Origin of the sequence: Labrenzia sp. 011 (genome assembly GCF_003075075.1) — a bacterium.
Lineage (GTDB): Bacteria > Pseudomonadota > Alphaproteobacteria > Rhizobiales > Stappiaceae > Roseibium.
Genome location: NZ_QCYM01000024.1, coordinates 12,388 through 31,588, shown reverse-complemented (window position 1 = coordinate 31,588; position 19,201 = coordinate 12,388). Strand labels below are relative to the sequence as shown.

General features: G+C 61.4%; 17 protein-coding genes. 9 read left to right on the top strand and 8 right to left on the bottom strand.

Features of this window, described 5'->3' with window-relative positions; genetic code table 11:
* The first annotated feature begins 56 nt into the window (after positions 1 to 56).
* Complete coding sequence (thrS, locus tag DCO57_RS19455) at positions 57 to 2,027, top strand: threonine--tRNA ligase (RefSeq protein ID WP_116700578.1); 1,971 nt, start codon at positions 57 to 59, stop codon at positions 2,025 to 2,027.
* A 174-nt stretch (positions 2,028 to 2,201) separates the two neighbouring features.
* Positions 2,202 to 3,050, top strand: coding sequence for a lysophospholipid acyltransferase family protein (locus DCO57_RS19450; RefSeq protein ID WP_116700577.1), 849 nt, complete (start codon positions 2,202 to 2,204; stop codon positions 3,048 to 3,050).
* A gap of 104 nt (positions 3,051 to 3,154) precedes the next feature.
* On the opposite strand, the gene DCO57_RS19445 is transcribed toward DCO57_RS19450, so the two are convergent.
* Positions 3,155 to 4,198 carry a hypothetical protein gene (locus tag DCO57_RS19445; protein ID WP_208978048.1) on the bottom strand — a complete coding sequence of 348 codons (1,044 nt, stop codon included), beginning with the start codon at positions 4,196 to 4,198 and terminating at the stop codon, positions 3,155 to 3,157.
* A 334-nt stretch (positions 4,199 to 4,532) separates the two neighbouring features.
* Between DCO57_RS19445 and DCO57_RS19440 the strand changes: the two genes are divergently transcribed.
* The 4 genes from DCO57_RS19440 (at position 4,533) to DCO57_RS19425 (ending at position 8,682) form a co-directional block, all read left to right on the top strand.
* Positions 4,533 to 5,156, top strand: a complete 624-nt coding sequence (locus DCO57_RS19440) for a nitroreductase (protein ID WP_347876557.1) — start codon at positions 4,533 to 4,535, stop codon at positions 5,154 to 5,156.
* 3 nt (positions 5,157 to 5,159) lie between these two features.
* Positions 5,160 to 5,762 carry a flavin reductase family protein gene (locus tag DCO57_RS19435; RefSeq protein ID WP_116700575.1) on the top strand — a complete coding sequence of 201 codons (603 nt, stop codon included), beginning with the start codon at positions 5,160 to 5,162 and terminating at the stop codon, positions 5,760 to 5,762.
* A gap of 363 nt (positions 5,763 to 6,125) precedes the next feature.
* Positions 6,126 to 7,430 (top strand): transglycosylase SLT domain-containing protein, encoded by a 1,305-nt coding sequence (locus tag DCO57_RS19430; protein ID WP_116700574.1) that lies wholly within the window; start codon positions 6,126 to 6,128, stop codon positions 7,428 to 7,430.
* Positions 7,431 to 7,530: 100 nt separating this feature from the next.
* Positions 7,531 to 8,682, top strand: a complete 1,152-nt coding sequence (locus DCO57_RS19425) for a DUF2336 domain-containing protein (RefSeq protein WP_116700573.1) — start codon at positions 7,531 to 7,533, stop codon at positions 8,680 to 8,682.
* Between the two features lie 290 nt (positions 8,683 to 8,972).
* On the opposite strand, the gene DCO57_RS19420 is transcribed toward DCO57_RS19425, so the two are convergent.
* The 7 genes from DCO57_RS19420 to DCO57_RS23835 all read right to left on the bottom strand — a co-directional run bounded on the left by DCO57_RS19420 (position 8,973) and on the right by DCO57_RS23835 (position 15,436).
* The gene (locus tag DCO57_RS19420) at positions 8,973 to 9,497 is read right to left on the bottom strand and encodes an Hpt domain-containing protein (RefSeq protein ID WP_116700609.1); all 525 of its coding nucleotides are present in this window, start codon (positions 9,495 to 9,497) and stop codon (positions 8,973 to 8,975) included.
* A 149-nt stretch (positions 9,498 to 9,646) separates the two neighbouring features.
* The gene (locus DCO57_RS19415) at positions 9,647 to 10,459 is read right to left on the bottom strand and encodes an NAD kinase (RefSeq protein WP_205756222.1); all 813 of its coding nucleotides are present in this window, start codon (positions 10,457 to 10,459) and stop codon (positions 9,647 to 9,649) included.
* 154 nt (positions 10,460 to 10,613) lie between these two features.
* The gene (locus DCO57_RS19410; protein ID WP_208978047.1) at positions 10,614 to 11,435 is read right to left on the bottom strand and encodes a trypsin-like serine protease; all 822 of its coding nucleotides are present in this window, start codon (positions 11,433 to 11,435) and stop codon (positions 10,614 to 10,616) included.
* A gap of 172 nt (positions 11,436 to 11,607) precedes the next feature.
* Complete coding sequence (locus DCO57_RS19405; RefSeq protein ID WP_116700572.1) at positions 11,608 to 13,107, bottom strand: sulfatase-like hydrolase/transferase; 1,500 nt, start codon at positions 13,105 to 13,107, stop codon at positions 11,608 to 11,610.
* Positions 13,104 to 13,886: a phosphonoacetaldehyde hydrolase gene (gene phnX, locus DCO57_RS19400; RefSeq protein WP_116700571.1), complete on the bottom strand. Its 783-nt coding sequence runs from the start codon at positions 13,884 to 13,886 to the stop codon at positions 13,104 to 13,106. The genes DCO57_RS19405 and phnX overlap by 4 nt, the downstream gene beginning before the upstream one ends.
* Positions 13,887 to 13,898: 12 nt before the next feature.
* Positions 13,899 to 15,026 (bottom strand): TIGR03364 family FAD-dependent oxidoreductase, encoded by a 1,128-nt coding sequence (locus DCO57_RS19395; RefSeq protein WP_116700570.1) that lies wholly within the window; start codon positions 15,024 to 15,026, stop codon positions 13,899 to 13,901.
* A complete protein-coding gene (locus DCO57_RS23835; protein ID WP_244287979.1) occupies positions 15,023 to 15,436 on the bottom strand; it encodes a LysR family transcriptional regulator in 414 nt (137 codons plus the stop codon). Before DCO57_RS23835 ends, DCO57_RS19395 begins: the two co-directional genes overlap by 4 nt.
* A 227-nt stretch (positions 15,437 to 15,663) precedes the next feature.
* Here DCO57_RS23835 and DCO57_RS19380 point away from each other — a divergent pair, with 227 nt between their 5' ends.
* The 3 genes from DCO57_RS19380 (at position 15,664) to DCO57_RS19370 (ending at position 19,191) form a co-directional block, all read left to right on the top strand.
* On the top strand, positions 15,664 to 16,251 hold the full coding sequence (locus DCO57_RS19380) for an ANTAR domain-containing protein (RefSeq protein ID WP_116700569.1): 588 nt from the start codon (positions 15,664 to 15,666) through the stop codon (positions 16,249 to 16,251).
* A gap of 59 nt (positions 16,252 to 16,310) precedes the next feature.
* Positions 16,311 to 17,420 carry a CmpA/NrtA family ABC transporter substrate-binding protein gene (locus tag DCO57_RS19375; protein WP_116700568.1) on the top strand — a complete coding sequence of 370 codons (1,110 nt, stop codon included), beginning with the start codon at positions 16,311 to 16,313 and terminating at the stop codon, positions 17,418 to 17,420.
* A 370-nt stretch (positions 17,421 to 17,790) separates the two neighbouring features.
* Positions 17,791 to 19,191, top strand: a complete 1,401-nt coding sequence (locus DCO57_RS19370) for a CmpA/NrtA family ABC transporter substrate-binding protein (protein ID WP_116700567.1) — start codon at positions 17,791 to 17,793, stop codon at positions 19,189 to 19,191.
* Positions 19,192 to 19,201 lie beyond the last annotated feature (10 nt).

The window sequence follows — 19,201 nt, the reverse complement described above, 5'->3', positions numbered from 1 at the left end:
GCAAGTTCTTAGAACAGCTTACCTGCCTTGTCTGCAGGAGTGAGCAGGAGAAAAAAATGATCCAACTGACTTTCCCCGACAATTCCGTGCGCGACTACGAAGCAGGCATTACCGGCCTGGCGGTCGCCGAAGGCATATCCAAGTCGCTGGCCAAGAAGGCCGTGGCGATGACACTGGACGGGGAGCTGAGAGATCTCACCGATCCGATCGACACCAGCCACAAGATCGAGATCGTCACCCGCGACGATCCGCGCGCGCTGGAGCTGATCCGCCACGATGCGGCCCATGTGATGGCCGAAGCGGTTCAGGAATTGTGGCCCGGTACCCAGGTCACCATCGGACCGGTGATCGAGAACGGTTTCTACTACGATTTCAAGCGTGTGCATCCGGACAGCGGCGACGACTGGCCGTTCACGCCCGAAGAGCTGCCGGTCATCGAAAAGAAGATGCGCGAAATCATCGCGCGCGGTGCGCAGTTCACCAAGGAAATCTGGTCCCGCGAGGAAGCCAAGCGCTATTTCGCGTCCAAGGGCGAGACCTACAAGGTTGAGCTTGTCGACGCCATTCCCGAGGATCAGGAACTCAAGATCTACAAACAGGGCCAGTGGCTCGATCTGTGCCGCGGTCCGCATATGGTTTCCACCCGGCAGATCGGCGATGCGTTCAAGCTGATGAAGGTTGCCGGCGCCTACTGGCGCGGCGATTCCGACAACGAGATGCTGACGCGTATCTATGCGACGGCGTGGCATAATGAAAAGGAACTGAAGGCCTACCTTCACATGCTGGAGGAAGCGGAAAAGCGCGACCACCGCAAGCTCGGCCGGGAAATGGATCTCTTCCACTTCCAGGAAGAGGGACCGGGTGTCGTCTTCTGGCATCCGAACGGTTGGGACATGTTCCAGAACCTCATCGCCTACAAGCGCCGGATCCTGAGAGACACCTACAAGGAAGTGAACGCGCCGCAGATCCTGCATACCTCGCTTTGGGAGACCTCCGGTCACTGGGGCTGGTACAAGGAGAACATGTTCTCCGTGCAATGCGCCGATCCGGAGGCCGAGGACGATCGTGTCTTCGCGCTGAAGCCGATGAACTGCCCCGGACATGTCCAGATCTTCAAGCACGGACTGAAGAGCTACCGCGATCTGCCGATGCGGCTCGCGGAGTTCGGTGTGGTGCACAGGTATGAGCCTTCCGGGGCGTTGCACGGCCTGATGCGCGTGCGCGGCTTCACCCAGGACGATGCGCATGTGTTCTGTACCGAGGAGCAGCTTGCGGACGAGTGCCTGAAGATAAACGACCTGATCCTGTCGGTCTACAAGGACTTCGGTTTCGAGGAGATCGTCGTCAAACTGTCGACGCGTCCGGACAAGCGTGTCGGCACCGACGAGATGTGGGATCATGCCGAAGAGGTCATGGGCGAGGTTCTGAAACAGATCGAGGCCCAGTCGGAAGGACGGGTGAAGACCGACATTCTTCCGGGTGAGGGGGCGTTCTACGGCCCGAAGTTCGAGTATACGCTGCGGGATGCGATCGGCCGCGAGTGGCAGTGCGGAACGACCCAGGTCGATTTCAACCTGCCGGAGCGGTTCGGTGCCTTCTATGTGGACAGCGACGGCGAGAAGAAGACGCCGGTGATGATCCACCGGGCGATCTGCGGCTCGATGGAGCGGTTTCTCGGGATCCTGATCGAGAACTACGCCGGCCATTTCCCGCTGTGGTTCGCACCGTTACAGATCGTCGTGGCGACCATCACTTCCGAAGCCGATTCCTACGGTCAGGAAGTCGCCGATCTTCTGAAGTCGAAAGGCCTGAAAGTGGAGACCGACTTCCGCAACGAGAAGATCAACTACAAGGTCCGGGAACATTCGCTCGCCAAGGTTCCGGTGATCGTGGTCTGCGGCATGCGCGAGGCGGAGGAGCGGACGGTGAATGTCCGCCGTCTCGGCTCCAAGGACCAGACCTCCATGGGGCTCGATGACGCCGTGGCGGCCTTTGTCGAGGAGGCTCTGCCGCCGGACCTGCGCTAGCCTCTTTTCCTGTCGGCGGGAAAACCGCAGATTGAGGGATGCCCTTTTTCAAGGGCATCCCGCTCCGCATGAGGCAAGCCGATCTGCCGTGTCCTGTTGTCATATTCGTGATACACTCTGTCTGGTATTGGGTTCCAAATTTGCCAGAATGAAACCAGGTTCAAGACGACCACCGTGCACCACACCGAATTCAGTTACGCAAACCCCGAACATCCGCCGCTCAAGCGCTGGACCATCCGGGCGATTGAAGGTCTTTCCGGGCGAGGAAAGCTTGTTGACCTTTACGAGGTGTGGAAAGACACCATGGTCGGCACGTCGGAATACATCTGGAACGATCTTCTCGGACTGATCAATCTGAATGTCTCCGTCGCCGGTGGCGAGTGGCCGCCGCAGAACCTGCCCGAAGGTCCGCTGGTGCTGATCGCGAATCATCCCTATGGCATCGGCGATGGCCTGGCGCTCCTGGCGCTGGCAGAGAAACTCGACCGGCCGTTCAAGATCCTGATCAACAACGAGCTTCTGAAAGTGCCGGAGGTGCGGCCGTTTTCGCTTCCCGTGGATTTCGAGGAAACCAAGGAAGCGCTGAAAACCAACATGCAGACCCGCAAGGAGGCTTTGCGGCTTCTGAAGGAAGGCACGACGATCATCGTGTTCCCGGGGGGCGGCGTCGCCACGGCTGCCAAACCGTTCGGCCGCGCGCAGGAACTGCCCTGGAAGACCTTCACGGCAAAGATGATCCGCTCCTCACGGGCGACGGTTCTGCCGCTCTATTTCGACGGGCAGAATTCCTGGCTGTTCCATCTGGTGAGCAAATATTCGCTGACCCTGCGCCTGTCGTTGCTGGTGCGTGAATTCCGCCGCATCATCGGTTCGGTGATGACCGCCCGCGCCGGTCAGCCGATCCCGTTCGAAACCCTGGAAGGGCTCGGCGACCAGAAGGAAATCATGGATTTCCTGCAGACCAAGGTCATGGAAATGGAGCCGGCGACACAGGCACACCGCGTGCTTGCCCGGCGCCTGTAGTTCCACAGCCTGTTGCATTGAACTGAATTCATGAAACCTTGAAGCCGCCTGGACGGAACGCGAGACGTGGCAGCCTCCGCTGTCAGCGCCGAGGCGCCGGGCCGTCAGTTGCTTGATACGGTCTCTTGCTGGTCAGCCAGTTCGGCCATGCTGGTGACGACCTCGACTTCGCGGTCGTCACCCGGTGCGACTTCGAAGGTGTGCATGTAGGTGCGGCCGTTGTTGCGGGCGACCGCTTCGTATTCCCCCTCGGCCAGCACGAAATCCGGGAAGGCGCCGGTGGCTTCCACCACGATGTCGCCGCCGGGGCTCAGGACGGACCAGGTGGTGTTGGCGATGGCTTCGCCGCCGCGTTCGTTGACCAGCTTCAGGGTGATATCCGCGGCCTTGTGGAAGATGGTCGCTTCCGTCAGCTTCCCCGGAAGGACCTGAATGTCAGCGCGCACGACGGCGTTCACGTTGCCGTAGCGGCTGACCACATGATAGGTATCGGCGGCCAACCGGACAATGGAACCAGGTTTGACATTGCTGGCGATCAGGTCGCGTTCGCCGCGCTCGTCAAATTCCCTGCCGTAGATGTCGAAGACCACGGTGGGGTCATCCAGATCCTCGCCGTCCTTGAGCGCGGCGCCGAACTTGATGCCACCCGCATTGAGGGTCAGCATCTTGGACTGGACTTCCTTGCCGATCATGATCCGGTTTGTCGCCTGGGCAAAGCCGTAGGCGGTATGGACGAGATAGGTTCCCGGATCGAGCCGGAATTCCGCATCACCACCGTGGGACGTCGCGACCAGTTGCAGCCGACCGTCCGCATTGGTTGTCTCGGAGTAGATGCGCCAGATCAGGCCGTCGTTGAGGGGCGGGCTGTCCGGGGTGAGTTTCGCCATCAGATAGAGGGCGCCCTGATCAAGGCCTTCGGAGATGCCCGTTGTGGCGGAGCGCGCCGGAGCATAGGGAACGAGGGTATCGGAAAAGAGAGGCTCCGGTTCCCGGTCGAGCAGATTTATGATCGGTTCTTCGGGGAGTGCGGAAGGCGCGTCTGGATCCGGTTTGACCGCGGGGGGAGGCGGCAGCTCTGGAGACTGGGCCCGGGCAGAAAGGCCGTAGCCGGACAGCACCGAGGCGCAAAGCATCAGCGGAAGCGCCACGCTCCTGATGATGCGACTTGCGAAAAATCTCCGGATTGAAACAGATCCTGCGTTCAACATGCCCACTTCATTATCATTTTTCTCCGACAGGAAAAGCCGTCTTTTGAGTCGAGAGACCTTTTTCCCTATTGGGACTGAAAATCGGGCAAATTCAAGACAATGCGAGCAATGCCGCCAGGGCTGCCGTTTCAATTGGGCGATCAGTGTGACATGTAGCGGACTTCGTCTTCCGTCCCCTGTGACAAGGACCGGGGCCGGGAAGGCAAAACCGTCTTGCCTGCCCTTGCGGTAAAAGTTGACAAATATGGGCAATCAATTAGGGGGATAGTTGCACATGCGACTATCTGTACAGGACACGTTCATGCCGAGTTTCCATTCCGGTTCGCCGGAAACTCTCGAATTCCTGCGTAAACGGCGCTCCCATCCCTCGGTTACCATGACCGGGCCGGGGCCGGACGAGGCGCAGATCAGGGAAATACTCACTATCGCCGCGCGCGTGCCCGATCACGGCAAGCTGGCGCCCTGGCGTTTCGTTCTGTATCGGGCGGAGCAGGGGAAACGGATCGGGGCCTGGCTTGCAGCGCTGTGCGAGCGCAGGAACGGCCCGCTGGAACCGGACCAGCGCGAAAAGGAATTGACCCGCTTTACAAGGGCGCCGCTCGTGGTCGGCGTTATCAGCACCGCGTCGGAACACCCGAAGATTCCCCTCTGGGAACAGCAGCTTTCCGCGGGCGCCGTATGCATGAATCTCGTCACGGCCGCTGCCGCAGCCGGTTTCGTGTCGCAATGGCTGAGCGAATGGTATTGCCTGGACGACGAGGCCGCCCGCTATCTCGGCGCCCGTCCGGGAGAGCGTTTCGCCGGATTCATTCAGATCGGCACGCCGACCCAGCCGCCTTTCGAACGTCCGCGCCCCGAGCTTGCGGATTTGATCACCAATTGGACGGAGACCGAGTAGCCAATGTTTTATGAAACGGAAAAGAACGATCACGGGCTTCCCCACAATCCGTTCAAGGCGATTGTCGCTCCGCGGCCCGTCGGCTGGATCTCCACGGTGGACGGGGAAGGGCGTGCCAACCTGGCGCCCTACAGCTTCTTCAATTGCGTGTGCGACCGCCCGCCGATCGTGCTGTTTTCCTCCACCGGCTACAAGGACAGCGTCGCGAATGTCGACGCGACCGGGGAATTCGTCTGCAACATGGCGAGCTGGGACCTGAGGGACCAGATGAATATCTCCTCCGCCGCCGTGCCGCACGAAACTTCCGAGTTCGATCTGACCGGTCTGGAGATGACGCCTTCGCGGATGGTCAAGGCCCCCCGGGTGGCGAAAGCGGTGACGGCGCTCGAATGCAAGCATCTGCAGACGGTGCGTCTGAAGGGGCTCGATGGGGTGGAAACCGACAGCTACATGGTTCTGGGCCAGGTGGTCGGTGTTCATATCGACGACGATGTCATCGTCGACGGTTGTGTGGATGTCACCCGCTACAAGCCGCTGTCGCGCCTTGGCTACATGGACTATGCGGTCGTTACCGAGGTCTTTCAGATGGACCGGCCGAAGGTGTAACCGGCGAAAGAGTCTTTCCCTTACCCTGCGGAAATTTTTCTGCGCAGTACGATTGATCCGAAGAAGACGCCGGTGTCTTTTGTCTTCGAGAGGGGCCGACTCACCGTAACCGTCGGTATTTCGCCGGCGCGGACGATCTGTTTGCCGGAATGTTTTTCCCAAGAAAAGGTTCGGATTGTCTTTCGTGTCCACAAATCCGGCGGATTGCATGCGTAAAACTGCGCAGGTTCAAGTAAAAAACATGCTGCCGTAGTTGCCCTGTCCATCATCTGTGTGCTGTTAAGGTATTGTTAACCTTTTGGGCGTGAAGTGAGCACTAAGGTTAACGAAACCATAATTTAGTTCCGTCGAGGAGACAGGGTCATGCTGATAGCTGACACCACCTCGATCGCGTCTCGGATCGAGCTAGCGTTTCAGTCTGCAAGTAGTTCAACAGGTACGTCGTTCGACTACCTGGTGAAGACGGCTGCACGGGAATCCTCGTTCGATCCGGCAGCCAAGGCCAAGACCTCGAGCGCGACCGGGCTGTTCCAGTTCATTGAATCGACATGGCTGGAGACAATGAAGGAAGCCGGACCGAAACACGGTCTGGGCAAATATTCCGACGAGATAAAGCAGAGCAAGAACGGCCGGTTTTACGTCAGCGATCCCCAGATGCGGCGCGAGATCCTGGATCTGCGCAAGGATCCGGAGATCTCGTCCATGATGGCGGGAGCGTTGACGCAGAAGAATGCCAATTACCTTGAGCAGAGGATCGGCCGCGAACCGACGGACGGCGAGCTCTATATGGCGCATTTCCTCGGGGCGCACGGGGCCAGCAAGCTGATTGAAACCACGGCCGCCAATCCGGACGTGCGCGCCGACAGCATGTTCTCCGCCCAGGCCAGGGCGAACAAGCCGATCTTCTATCATCGCAACGGCAATGCCCGGTCGATGCAGGAAGTCTATGACGTCATCGTCTCCAAGCACGACGCGGTCACGATGATCGCGGAAGTCAGCGGCAAGAAGAACCTTCGCACCTCCGGCGCGCTGACCGGCGTGGCCCAGCTGCCGAACGCCAAGCCCGGGGACGGGGCTCCCGGCGTCGACCGGAATTCATTCGACCATCTGGCCGGCGATCCGGCAGCCGCTTTCGCCATGCGCGGCAAACCTTCGGCGTCCGCGCAGACGGCCGACGCTGCTGCAGCGGCGCTTTCCGGACGCAAGATGCCAGAATTCGCGCAGGCACGCCTGGAGCTTCCGGAAACCCGGTCCGATCAATCCACGGGCACTGCGGCAAGCGCCGTTTTCCTGCAGGAGGAGCGGGCCGGGGCACCCCGTGGCGAGACTGTGTCACAGGATCGGGGTGTGGCCTCCATAAACGGCGGGAGTGTTGATGCTGCCACCACCCGTGTCGTGTCGGCTTTTCAGGCGGCCAAAACCGTCAATCCCTTCGAGGCGCTGTTCCGCAACGACAACGGATCCACGCAGGCCGAGGTCAATCCACGGTTTGCTTCCGCTTTTGCCGCTGTCGACGAAGTGGCTCTTTTCGGGGCACTTTCCGGCGCCTCCAACCAGGTAGCGGCCCAGGAACTGGCCCTTGCCGATCAGGGTGGCCCGCTGGATCTCACGCGTTTCCTGCGCCAGAAGGCGGAAGAGGAACAGAAGGATCTGCTGCCGCCGGCCTGATCCCCGGGATCCGGCACCCTTGTGAAAATTATGGTGAACCGATCGTTAAGCCTTTGATGTCAGGATAGGATCCGACACTTGGGAAGATTGTTTTACCGCCATGACCGTACACGACATTCTGCAGCTGAATAACGAAGATGAATGCACGCTGGACATCCGGGCCGCGCGGGAATTCGCGCAGCACTGTCTGGCAGCCGAACCCGGTAGCAGGGACTGGAGCAGCATGGTTGCGGCCTTGACAATTCTTCTCGATGATCCGAGCCGCGGCGTGCGCAAGGCGATTGCGAAGGTCCTTGCCGGCAGTCCGCATGCGCCGGGTCATGTCGTGCGCTGTCTTGCCGGCGACGTCGACGAAGTGGCGGTTCCTGTCCTCAAATTCTCGCCGATTCTCTCCGACGCCGAACTGGTGGATCTCTTCGCTGAAGGCAGCGATGCCGTGCAATGCGCCATTGCCGAACGGGTCGGACTGCCCGCGTCCGTCTGCGCCGCGGTTTGCGAGGTTGGCAGTGAAATTGCCTGCAGGACGCTGTTGCGCAATTCCAGTGCGCAGGTACTGCAGTCCTCGCTGCTGCGTCTGGCGCAACGGTTCGAACACCGTCCCGACATTTGCGACGCGCTCCTGAAGACGCGGGATCTTCCGCTGCCGACCCGCTATGAGCTGCTCATGCGGCTGGCGGAAAGCCTGGACGATCACCCGCTTGTTCTGGAACGGGTTCCCGAGCACCAGAGAGACACCTTCCTGATCGATGCCGAAGACAAGGTGGTCCTGCGTCTGGCCCTGGAGGCGAGTGAAGAGGATCTGACGGATTTTGTCGAACATCTGCGGGTCAGGGGCAAGCTGACCACACGTCTGCTGCTGCGCGCCGTGTGCTGCGGCCGCCTGCGGTTTTTCGCGGCGGCTCTCGCCAATCTGGGCCAGGTGCCGCTGCCGCGCCTGCGCAGCCTGCTGATCGCGGTCCGGCGTTCCGCCCTTCAGGCGATGCTGCGCAAGGCCGGTCTGCCTATCAGGGCGCATCAGGCCTTCCTGCTGGCCATCGATATCGCCCGGCAGGCCGATGCGGACTTCACCTATGATCTGGCTCTCGATGAAGCCAGGATGCTGACGGAAACCCTGCTGGCGGAAATGCAGGACGGCGCCCTGGGCGCGGATGAGGATGTCACGGCGTTCCTGCGCCGGTTTGCCATCGACGTGGCCCGCCTGGAAGCGCGTCTGTTGCTCAAGAACAGCGGACTGCTGACGACGGCGGCCTGACGCCTTTTGCATTGCAGATGTGCTGGGGCGATTTTCTTTCTTCAGTTCGACGCAACACGCTCTTGTCCCTCCACGGGCAGATTTTTCGCCGCATGGACAGGCAGGCTCCGGCGTCCCGACCCGTGGGGTCTTCCCACCGGGGCGTTGTCATGAGCCGGTTTGCTTGAAGGGCGGCGGTTTTGACGTCGGCTTCGCCCTGGGTCCGCGTCACCGCGCGTCAGCGGCGGCGTCAATCGGAAATTACGACTGGCTTGTGGGCAGGCCCGGCAACATCCGCAGGGCGGCGAAGATCACATGTCGTCAGGTTCGGGCGGAAACTGTGCCAGGAAATCGCCGGTCACGGCTCTCAGGGTTTCCAGCAGTTGGACGCCGGTCCTGTTGGCGTCGTCCTTTGCGCCTTCCTTGACCATCGCCCGAATGGCTTCCACATAGCGTTCGGTGAGATCCAGGGGCAGGGCGGACGGCGAGGGGACGGTTTCGATCAGGTGGCAGAAACTGGCGGCGACTTCCCCGACAAGGGGAAAGCCGAGCGTGAGGGCCTGACCCTTGATGTTGTGTGCTGCCTGGAACAGGGTTGCCAGGGTTTCTTCCGACAGGCCTTCGCTTTGCACGATTTCCCAGGCACGGGTCAGGTCCCGGGTCTCGTTGTCCATCCAGGTGCCGAAATTCTGCGAGAGGCGGTGCAGGGCGTCCTCGGCGGCCTTCACCGGGTCGAACTTCCTGCTTTCGCGGGGCGTCAGTTCACGCACCTTGCTGCGCAGATCGCTTGGCGGCGACAGGATTTCGCAGGTCTGATCCTTGGCGGTGTCGGCCATGTCGGATTTCGTCCTCATCCGCTTTGACTGGAGGGGGAGACGCCGGAAACGCTCCCGAGGGGTCGAGTATCGTCAATCATACTTAACAGGATGTTGCCGCAGCGGCTTTTGTCAGAGCCTTTGTTCCCGGACGAACATGGCGCCCATGATCAGTAGCGGAACATTTCCGTCAGGATGCGCTCGTCCCAGCCGTGATCGGAATCGAACATGATCAGCCCTTCGAGGCGGGTCGATTCCTCGATCGCGACATGGGTGACGGACCGGATTTCCCGGTGGTCGGCCGAAGCGCTCACCGGCCGTTTTCCCGGATCGAGGATTTCAATGTCGACCTTGGCAAGATTCGGCAACAACGCCCCGCGCCAGCGCCGCGGGCGAAAGGCGCTGATCGGGGTCAGTGCGAGCAGATGCGCCGTAATCGGCAGGATAGGGCCGTGCGCGGAGAGATTATAGGCCGTGCTTCCGGCAGGGGTGGCGACGATACAGCCGTCACAGACCAGTTCTTCCAGCCTGACCCGGCCGTCGACGGAAATTCTCAGGCGAGCGGCCTGGGACGTCTGGCGCAGGAGCGAGACTTCATTGATCGCGAGCGCATTTCGCGTGATGCCGTCCACGTCGACTGCCGTCATTTCAAGCGGGCGGATGGTGGTGATATCCGCCTTGGCCAGCCGCTCCTTCAGATTGTCTTCCCGGTATTCGTTCATCAGGAAGCCGACCGACCCCCGGTTCATCCCGTAGATCGGCTTGCCGGAGTCCATATGGGCGTGCAGCGTCTGCAGCATCAGCCCGTCACCGCCCAGGGCGACGATGGCATCGGCTTCATCGACAGGAAAGTTGCCGTAGCGGCGGGTCAGGCTTTCAAGCGCCGTGCGGGCTTCCTCCGTGTCGCTGGCGACGAAGGCCAGCTTGTTCAGGGGGATCTCCCGGATCTGGTCTTGTTGAAGCGGCGGCGCGGATTGTTTCATCGTCCGATAATCTTTGCATCTGTCGATCTGGGGTCCGGGGAGCGGAGGTCTTCCATAGACATCTCGCGCACACCGGCAATATCCCGGCACCATAGCCGGGCCGTCCGGCAAGGGGCAGCGAAAAATCACCACAGACCCAAAAGGCCGATGCGGATCATTGCCCCGTGATGGCGGGCGGCTTTGCTGCCGGGGCACTTTGTCGGCAGGAGGGATTTTCCAGCAAGGCCTGCCAATTGGAAAACGGTACGATCGCGGACCGGTCCGCATCGATCCGTGCGGACGTCACGCCGGCCACCCGCGGTCCGTCCTGCGTCTCGATGAGGAGAGGTCCGCCGGACACGCCGCTTTCGGCGGAACAGTCCGTGATCCAGATCCCCCGGGGACTTCCCAGGATCCGGCAGGCGGGAACCACCGTCGGAAGATAGCGCCGGCTGCGCCGGTATCCGACGGATCGAAATCGCGTGTCTTTTCCGATGTGGACCGCCTGCCGTGCCGCCAGGGGCGGCACGGGCGCAAGCGAGCTGGCTTCCTTCAGGATGAGGATACCGACATCCTTGCGGATGTCGTCCAGGCTGACGTCTTTGGAAGGAACGAAACCCTCGGCGGTCAGGAAGCAGGCGGTCTCCAGCCGGGCCGCATATTCGTTCCGCCGGACACCGGCTATGAAGAGGAGCCGGTCAGGCGGAAAGGGCTTCAGGGTCCGGCTGTCGTAGAGGCAATGAGCCGCGGTCAGCACGATCGTTGGGGCTATCAGCGTTCCCGTGCACATGGATGTCGTCCGGTATCCGGCGACATTCACCCGGCCTATGGAGGGCCAGGGGGCCTGGGTACTGTCGATCACCTGGAGATTTGCGGCACCCGCGGACCCCGGTGCGAGGACCGAGAGACAGGCGGCCAGCAGCATGGCGGCCCGGGGACGGGAAGGGAGCAGTCTTGCGGGCTTCATGCCTTGCTTGTAGCGCACTGCGGGTCGCATATCACCTGTCTTGCCGCTTTCAACCCTCCTGCGGGCCGGGACTGCCGGGCGGTTCTGGGGTGTGACCTCATACATGATGACGAAACAACTTCACCCCGTGTCCTGAGCTTTCGCTCCCTGATGAAGATCAGGTCGCCCCAAACCGGTTCATCTGCATTCAGGAGATCACACCCTAAGCCGAATGATAGTCCCAGACCATGGAGCGCGCGAGCGTTTCGTCATTGTGCCGCTGACGCTCGGACAGCAGGAGATCCAGATTTGCGAGCACGGCGTCGGGATGATCGGCTGCCGCGTTTTCAAGCCGGCCGGAGGAGGGCGTGGAAGTCAGCAGCAGACTTTCCAGTCCGGAAAAATGGATATATTGCCAGTCAGGTCCCATCCGGCTGATCAGCGCGGGAGAGTTCCTTCCTGTCTGGTCGGGGAAATGCTGCGGCGCTCTTTCCAGCAGCTGACGGTAGTCGAATTCCCACAGGGCGGCATCCCGCCAGCAAAGCGGCGTCCCGCCGCGGAGAAAGGGCCACAGGCTCTCACCGTCCGGGGCGTGCTCGGCGTCGATATCGAGAAATCCGAGCAGCGTGGGGAAAATGTCCGTGGCGGATGTGAAGGCCGAAACGCGGTTGCCTTTCGCACCGCCCGGCGCGCGGATCATCAGCGGGATGTGATAGCTTTCGCGGTAGAAGCCGCCCTTGCCGAGCATCCAGTGGTCACCCATCATTTCCGCATGATCGGAGGTAAATATGATCAGGGTGTCTTCCAGATCTTCGAGGGCAGTGAAGATGCGGCCGAGCTGGGCGTCGACCTCGGTAATCATGCCGTAATAGAGGGCGCGGATGCGCCTGAGGTCCTCCCGGCCGAGGTCGCGGACATGCCTGTCAGTGCCCGGTATGTGGCTGGCAAGGTGCTGATAATCCTGCAGCGCCGCGATCAGCGGATGGAAGGCGGCTTCCGCCTCCGCAGTTTCTGCCCCGGCAAACTCCGGGCCGTCATGGGGATCGTACATGGTGTTGAACGGCGCCGGGACGACAATGGGCGGGTGAGGGCGCAGGAAAGAGATATGGGCCATCCAGGGCTGTTCCCGGCCCTGTTCCCGCAGCCAGGTCAGAAAGGCGTCCGTCAGAAAGGCGGTCTGCGTTTCGTCGCTGGAATAGCGGGGGGCGTTCCTGGAAATCAGCTCGCCGTCTTCCTCCTCCACGAGATGGATCGTATCGAGGGAGGCGGGATCATGGCCGCGTGCGGCTAGCCAGGACAGCCACGGCGCGTCATCTTCCGGCAGAGCCTGGCGGACGGCAAATCCGGGCAGGACGCCTTCATAGGTCTGCAGGGCCGGGTCGTCCGGGTGGAGCTGCCGCGGATCAGGCGAGGTGTCGGTGTAGCCGAAGAGTGTCGGCCTGTATCCGGCCCGGCGCGCCGCGCGGGCAATATTGTCGAAGCGGTCATCGAGCGGAGCACCGTTCCACACCACCCGGTGGTTCATCTGGTAGAGCCCGGTATACAGCGATGCGCGTGCCGGAGAGCAGGGGGCGGTCGCCGCATAATGGTGTTCGAACACCGTTGCCGTCTCGGCCAGGGCATCCAGATTGGGCGTCCGGACGACCGGATGCCCCATGGTGCCAAGACAGTCACCGCGCCACTGGTCGGCGGTGATCAGCAGGATATTCGGGCGCCGGCTCATGCGTGTTCGAGTTTTTCGATGAGCGCGGGAAGATCGGCGACCGTGTCGATCACATGGTCGGCGCCGGCGTCCTTCAGCTTTGATGTGGCGTGCTGCCGGAGGCTGTCGACTTCCGCCTCGGACAAGGCCGCGAGCTCGTCGGGTGTCTTGCCGGCGTAATTGCCGGACAGCGCCAGGCCAACCGTCAGGCATCCGGCGGCGACGCCTTCGGCGATGCCGGGCTCCGTGTCGTCCACCTTGATCACCGCGCTCGGCGGATAGGCGACCAGATCGACAAAGCACTGGTACATGCCCAGGGGGCCCGGGCGGCCCTCCGGCAGATCGTCGGCGCAGATCAGGTTGTCCGGCACGTAACCCTGTTCCGCAGCCTTCGGGAGCACCCGCTCCATGATCGAGCGGGTGTAGCCGGTGGTGGAGCCGATTTTCAGCCCCTTGTCCCGCAGCGTTTTGACAACTTCGGCCGCTCCCGGAACCAGATCGGCGTAATCGGCGACAACCTCTTCGTTCATCGGTACGAAAACCTCGTAGACCTTGTCGACATCCGCATCTGTCGGGGCGTGTCCGTACCGCTCGGTCCACTGGGCCGCTATATCCGGATCGTCCATCATGGTGCGGATGTGGTTCCATTTCGGCTTGCCCATGGGCGCACGCGCCTGGGCTATGGACACGGTAATACCGAACCGTTCAAAGGCGCTGACGAAGACGCCCATGGGGGCGAAGGATCCGAAGTCGATCATCGTGCCGGCCCAGTCGAATACCACGGCCTTGAATTTGCTCATTTTGTGTCTGTCCTATCTATAGAGGTCGGCAACGGTTTCCTCGCCAATGGCGAAAGCGGTGGAAGCACCGCATCCCGCCGTCACGATGACGATGCGTGTCGCGTCGTCCGGCGTGTCGGTCAGCCGCCAGCGGTCGGGGGCAGAGGCGTAGGTGCCAATCCAGGTTTCGGAGATATCGTATGATCCGAGATCGAGGATAGTGTCCATTTCGGCGAGGATCAGGTCGTTTACGGACCGGTCGATGAAGGGATCCGGCGTGAGGTCGTAGTGGTGGCTGTCGCCGACGACCAGACTGCCGTCTTCCGACTGGACCACGATCAGATGAATGCCGTTCTCCCGGTGTCCGCTCATTTCCCGGTCGAGCCGTGCCTTGAGCGCCTCCGCCTCGGGCAGTTCGGCATAGCCGAGATAGCGCGCAAGACCGAGATCGGACATGACGGCGGTCCCCAGACGCATGGGCTCGCGGGGACGGACGCGCAACATCTGCAGTTTGCAGCGGGTGAGTCCGTAGGCGGCGATGCGCTCCGCGAACAGGGTCGTTCCGTCGTCTCCGGGGCAAACGATCACCGTATCCGCGCTCACCGTACCGCGCGAGGTTTCGAGGGTCGGTGTTGCCACGGAATTGACGCTTGTCTGCCAGAGAAAATCGACCTGATGGACTTCCTCAAGCCAGTTGGCGATCTGCGGAAGGGCATCCCTGGATTCAACGCGCACTTCCAGGGGAGAATAGAGCGCACAGGAAATGCTGCCGGGCCGCAGTGACGGCACCTTCAGGGCGGCTTCTTCCGCTGTCAGGCGGCAGCAGTGCGTGCCCATCTCGGTGTCCAGAAAGGCATCGATCACCGCTTCGGATTCCGGCAGACGGGCTGTCATGGTCAGTCCCTGGTGCAGCAACGGGATCCGGGCCGCCTCGGCAACTTCCGCCCAGACCTGGCGGCTGCGGGAGGCCTTCTGCCAGCAATCCCCCGCCTGCTGTCCGGTGACAGTGACAAAGCCGAAGTTGCGGATGGAGGCACCGTTGGCAACGCTGTCCCGGTCGATCACCAGAACCTTCTTGCCCCGTTTTGCCGCAGCCAGGGCATGGGCCAGCCCGACAATTCCCGCACCGACGATCGCGAGGTCGTATGATGTCTGTTTCATTCAATGGTGCTCGTGGCGTTTTGCGTTTGGTCTTGAAAAATCGAATTCTTCGGCGAAGTGGCAGGCCACGAAATGTTCCGGTGCCGCTTCCTGCCATTGGGGAGTTTCCACCACGCAGCGTTCCCTTGCAAACGGGCAACCCAAGGGTCTTTCCGTGGGGCTCGGAATATCGCCGGGTACGGGAGACTGCCGGTGATGCAGGGTGTCCACGCTGAGGGGCGCTTTCGAAAGCCCCGGAGCCTGGTCTTGAAGCGGCTTTTCAGATCCTGCACATGGTTGGAGGCCGACGGCTGCGAAACGCCGGTTTCCTTGGCGGCCGCGGAACAGTTGCCTGTGCGGACCACCGCTTCCAGTGCCCGGAGCCGGGCGAGCGTCAGCGTGTTCCTGGTTCGGATCTGCTGCTTTTCCATTTCGGGACCTGCCATCCGCATTGCCTCAGCCACTGGCCAGACCCTTCCAGGGAACGGTGCCGACTGTCCGGTTCAGAAGTTTCCAACACTGTTTTGAGGCACCATATACATGAAAATGCTCAAGAAACCGGGAGAAATTTTCGGCCTTAAAACAATCCGGCGATAAATTTGTTGCTGCGCCGCAGCATGAATGTTGCATAAAAACTAGCCCTGCGCATAATGGCGGCATGAGCGGCGGGCTTTCCATTCTGGTCATTGACGACAACAAGATCCGGGCATCCATCATCGAGCAGGGATTGCGCGATGCGGGGCATGACCGGGTCATTCTCGTGCACCGGATGGACGGCCTGATGCGGCGGATCGCCGATATCAATCCTGATGTGATCGTCATCGACCTGGAAAACCCGAATCGCGACCAGCTCGAACACATGTTCCAGGTTTCCCGGGCGGTCCGGCGCCCGATCGCGATGTTCGTCGACAAGTCTGACAGGCATTCGATCGAGGAGGCCGTCGATGCCGGGGTCTCCGCCTATGTGGTCGACGGGCTGAAGCGGGAGCGGGTGAAACCGATCCTGGACATGGCCATCAGCCGATTCCGGGCCTTTTCCAAGCTGGCAGAAGAGCTGGAGGAAGCCCGCAACGAACTTGCCGACCGGAAAACCCTGGACCGGGCCAAGGGCATTCTCATGAAATCCAAGGGGCTGTCGGAGCAGGAAGCCTATGACCTCCTGCGCCGGTCGGCCATGAACCAGAGTCGCAAGATCATCGAAGTGGCCCGGAGCCTGGTCATCGCCAGCGGACTGCTGGGGGACTAGGCCATGCTTGTGAAAAGAACCTGCCGGAGCAGAACGGCCAACCGGGAGACCGGAGGATAATGGACAAGAACGCAACACCCGTCATTGCCGGTTTCATTCCGCTGCTGGACAGCGCGGTTCTGGTGGCGGCCGCGGAAAAGGGCTTTGCCGGGCAGGAAGGCATCGCGCTGAAGCTTGTGCGGGAAACGTCCTGGGCGAATATCCGCGACCGGATCGCCGTCGGTCATTTCGATGTCGCCCATATGCTGGCGCCGATGCCGATAGCGGCGAGCCTGAACCTGACCAGTCTGGCGGTGCCGATGCTGGCACCCATGCTGCTCGGTCTGGGCGGCAACGCCATCACGGTTTCGACAGGCCTGTGGGCGGATATGGTTGCCGCTGGTGCTGACAGCGGCGGCGATCCTGCCTCGACCGGCAAGGCTCTGGGGACGGTCATCGCGACGCGACGGACTGAAGGGGCGCCGCCCCTGCGCTTCGGCGTGGTCCATCCGTTTTCCGGGCACGCCTATGAATTGCGCTACTGGATCGCCGCCGCCGGACTGGATCCCGACAGGGATATGGAAATCACCGTGCTGGCGCCGCAGATCATGGCGGATGCGCTCGCGACCGGCCAGCTCGACGGCTATTGCGCCGGAGAGCCGTGGAATACGGCTGCGGTGACTGCCGGAACGGGCAGAATCGCCACTTTCAAGCAGGCCATCTGGCCGGACAGTCCGGAAAAGGTTCTCGGTGTTACCCGGAAATGGGCGGAGGCCAATCCGGAGACGCTGGCAGCCCTGTTGCGCGCCCTGTCGAGGGCCGCGGACTGGTGTGCCGAGACCGGGAACGGGGAGGAGCTGGCCGCGCTGCTCTCACGCAGTGATCTTCTGGCCTGTCCTGCTGACATCTGCCTGCCGGCGCTTACTGGCCGCATACGCCTTGGCAGGAACACCGTAAAACAGATTCCCGATTTCCTGAGTTTCTCGGGCGGCGCGCGGGCGGCTCCGATGCCCTCACACGGAAAGTGGTTCTACGATCAGATGGTGCGCTGGGGGCAGGTGGAGCGGTCCGCCGCGGCCGCCGCCGCCACGGCGAGGATCTTTTCCCCGGATCTCTATCTGGATGCGCTGGGACTGGAAAAGCTTTCCGATGACACGCCGCTTCACATGTTCGACGAACCGCATATCTAGATGCGGAAAAGGTGGTTGTGGTTTCCGGATCGGCACGTTGCGTTGCACAAAAAAAGACCAATTGCCTGCGGTTTGCGCCACTGTTTCGTGCACGGGTAGCAAAGTCCCTGACTTCCCCTTTTTTCTAACAGTCTGAAAATAATAAGATAATATCAAATTCTTCGGGTTGGCACGCATCCTGCTTGAGTTTGGCGTGGCCGACGTTGGCCCAATTCATATCGCGCTCACCGCAGGGCGCTCAGGCAAAGCCGCCGCACTGACTTGCATGGTCCTCCTTCCATACATGCAAGTCAGTCGGCGGCTTTTTTTATTTTTGCCTGGGGGCCTGTTGAGGTCTGTGCAGGGCAAAGAGGGAAGAGGACGAGACAAAATGTCGACTACGAACAGGATCACCCGCCGGGTCGTTTTTTGCGCCTTGATGGCAGCCACGGCGCTGGTACCCGCTTCCGGCGCCCTTGCCGACATGCTGGATGTCGAAAAGGACGAGCTGACCTTCGGTTTCATCAAGCTGACCGACATGGCGCCGCTCGCGGTGGCCTATGAGCTGGGATATTTCGAGGACGAGGGGCTTTTCGTCACCCTGGAGCCGCAGGCCAACTGGAAGGTTCTGCTCGACCGGGTGATTACCGGCGAACTGGACGGAGCGCATATGCTGGCAGGCCAGCCGCTGGCCGCCACCATCGGTTTCGGCACAAAGGCACATATCGTCACGCCGTTTTCCATGGATCTCAACGGCAACGGCATCACCGTCTCCAACGAGATCTGGGAGATGATGAAGCCGCATCTGGAAATGCAGGCGGACGGCAGGCCGGTGCATCCTGTCAAGGCGTCCGCGCTCAAGCCCGTGGTCGAGAAATTCAAGGCCGACGGCAAGCCGTTCAACATGGGCATGGTGTTCCCGGTCTCCACGCACAATTACGAGCTGCGCTACTGGCTGGCCTCCGGCGACATTCACCCGGGTTTCTATTCCGACACCGACATTTCCGGACAGATCCAGGGGGAGGCGCTTCTGTCGGTCACGCCGCCGCCGCAGATGCCGTCAACGCTCGAGGCCGGCACCATCTATGGCTATTGCGTCGGCGAACCGTGGAACCAGCAGGCGGTCTTCAAGGGGATCGGCGTTCCGGTGATCACCGACTACGAAATCTGGAAGAACAATCCGGAGAAGGTCTTCGGCATGACCGAAGCCTTCACCCGGGAATATCCGAACACCACGCTTGCCGTCACCAAGGCCCTGATCCGTGCGGCCAGATGGCTTGACGAGAACGACAACGCCAACCGGATGGAAGCGGTCGAAATCCTGTCCAGATCCGAATATGTCGGCGCGGACGCGGAAGTCATCGCCAACTCCATGACGGGCACCTTCGAATACGAGAAGGGCGACAAGCGCGATGTTCCCGATTTCAACGTCTTCTACCGCTACTTCGCCACCTATCCCTACTATTCCGATGCGGTCTGGTATCTGACCCAGATGCGCCGCTGGGGCCAGATCGGCGAATACAAGCCGGACAGCTGGTACGACGAGGTGGCCCGCTCCGTCTACCGCCCGGACATCTATCTCAAGGCCGCCGAAATGCTGGTCGAGGAAGGCCAGGTCGCCAGGGAAGACTTTCCCTGGGAGAGCGACGGCTACCGTGCGCCGACCCCGGCCGCGGACATCATCGACGGCATCGCCTACGACGGCAAACAGCCCAACGCCTACATCGACAGCCTGCCGATCGGCCTGAAAGGCAGGCAGGTCGTGACCGGAAACGACGTCGTCGGCGGCTAGCGGCCTGCGA

What these genes read in the sequence shown, in the direction of transcription:
- thrS (WP_116700578.1), top strand. Translation starts at nt 57, where the DNA reads ATGATCCAACTGACTTTCCCCGACAATTCCGTGCGCGACTACGAAGCA.
- DCO57_RS19380 (WP_116700569.1), top strand. Translation starts at nt 15,664, where the DNA reads ATGAGCGGCGGGCTTTCCATTCTGGTCATTGACGACAACAAGATCCGG.
- DCO57_RS19370 (WP_116700567.1), top strand. Translation starts at nt 17,791, where the DNA reads ATGTCGACTACGAACAGGATCACCCGCCGGGTCGTTTTTTGCGCCTTG.
- DCO57_RS23835 (WP_244287979.1), bottom strand. Translation starts at nt 15,436, where the DNA reads ATGGAAAAGCAGCAGATCCGAACCAGGAACACGCTGACGCTCGCCCGG.
- DCO57_RS19405 (WP_116700572.1), bottom strand. Translation starts at nt 13,107, where the DNA reads ATGAGCCGGCGCCCGAATATCCTGCTGATCACCGCCGACCAGTGGCGC.
- DCO57_RS19415 (WP_205756222.1), bottom strand. Translation starts at nt 10,459, where the DNA reads ATGAAACAATCCGCGCCGCCGCTTCAACAAGACCAGATCCGGGAGATC.
- DCO57_RS19395 (WP_116700570.1), bottom strand. Translation starts at nt 15,026, where the DNA reads ATGAAACAGACATCATACGACCTCGCGATCGTCGGTGCGGGAATTGTC.
- DCO57_RS19435 (WP_116700575.1), top strand. Translation starts at nt 5,160, where the DNA reads ATGTTTTATGAAACGGAAAAGAACGATCACGGGCTTCCCCACAATCCG.
- phnX (WP_116700571.1), bottom strand. Translation starts at nt 13,886, where the DNA reads ATGAGCAAATTCAAGGCCGTGGTATTCGACTGGGCCGGCACGATGATC.
- DCO57_RS19425 (WP_116700573.1), top strand. Translation starts at nt 7,531, where the DNA reads ATGACCGTACACGACATTCTGCAGCTGAATAACGAAGATGAATGCACG.
- DCO57_RS19375 (WP_116700568.1), top strand. Translation starts at nt 16,311, where the DNA reads ATGGACAAGAACGCAACACCCGTCATTGCCGGTTTCATTCCGCTGCTG.
- DCO57_RS19440 (WP_347876557.1), top strand. Translation starts at nt 4,533, where the DNA reads ATGCGACTATCTGTACAGGACACGTTCATGCCGAGTTTCCATTCCGGT.
- DCO57_RS19430 (WP_116700574.1), top strand. Translation starts at nt 6,126, where the DNA reads ATGCTGATAGCTGACACCACCTCGATCGCGTCTCGGATCGAGCTAGCG.
- DCO57_RS19420 (WP_116700609.1), bottom strand. Translation starts at nt 9,497, where the DNA reads ATGGCCGACACCGCCAAGGATCAGACCTGCGAAATCCTGTCGCCGCCA.
- DCO57_RS19410 (WP_208978047.1), bottom strand. Translation starts at nt 11,435, where the DNA reads ATGCGACCCGCAGTGCGCTACAAGCAAGGCATGAAGCCCGCAAGACTG.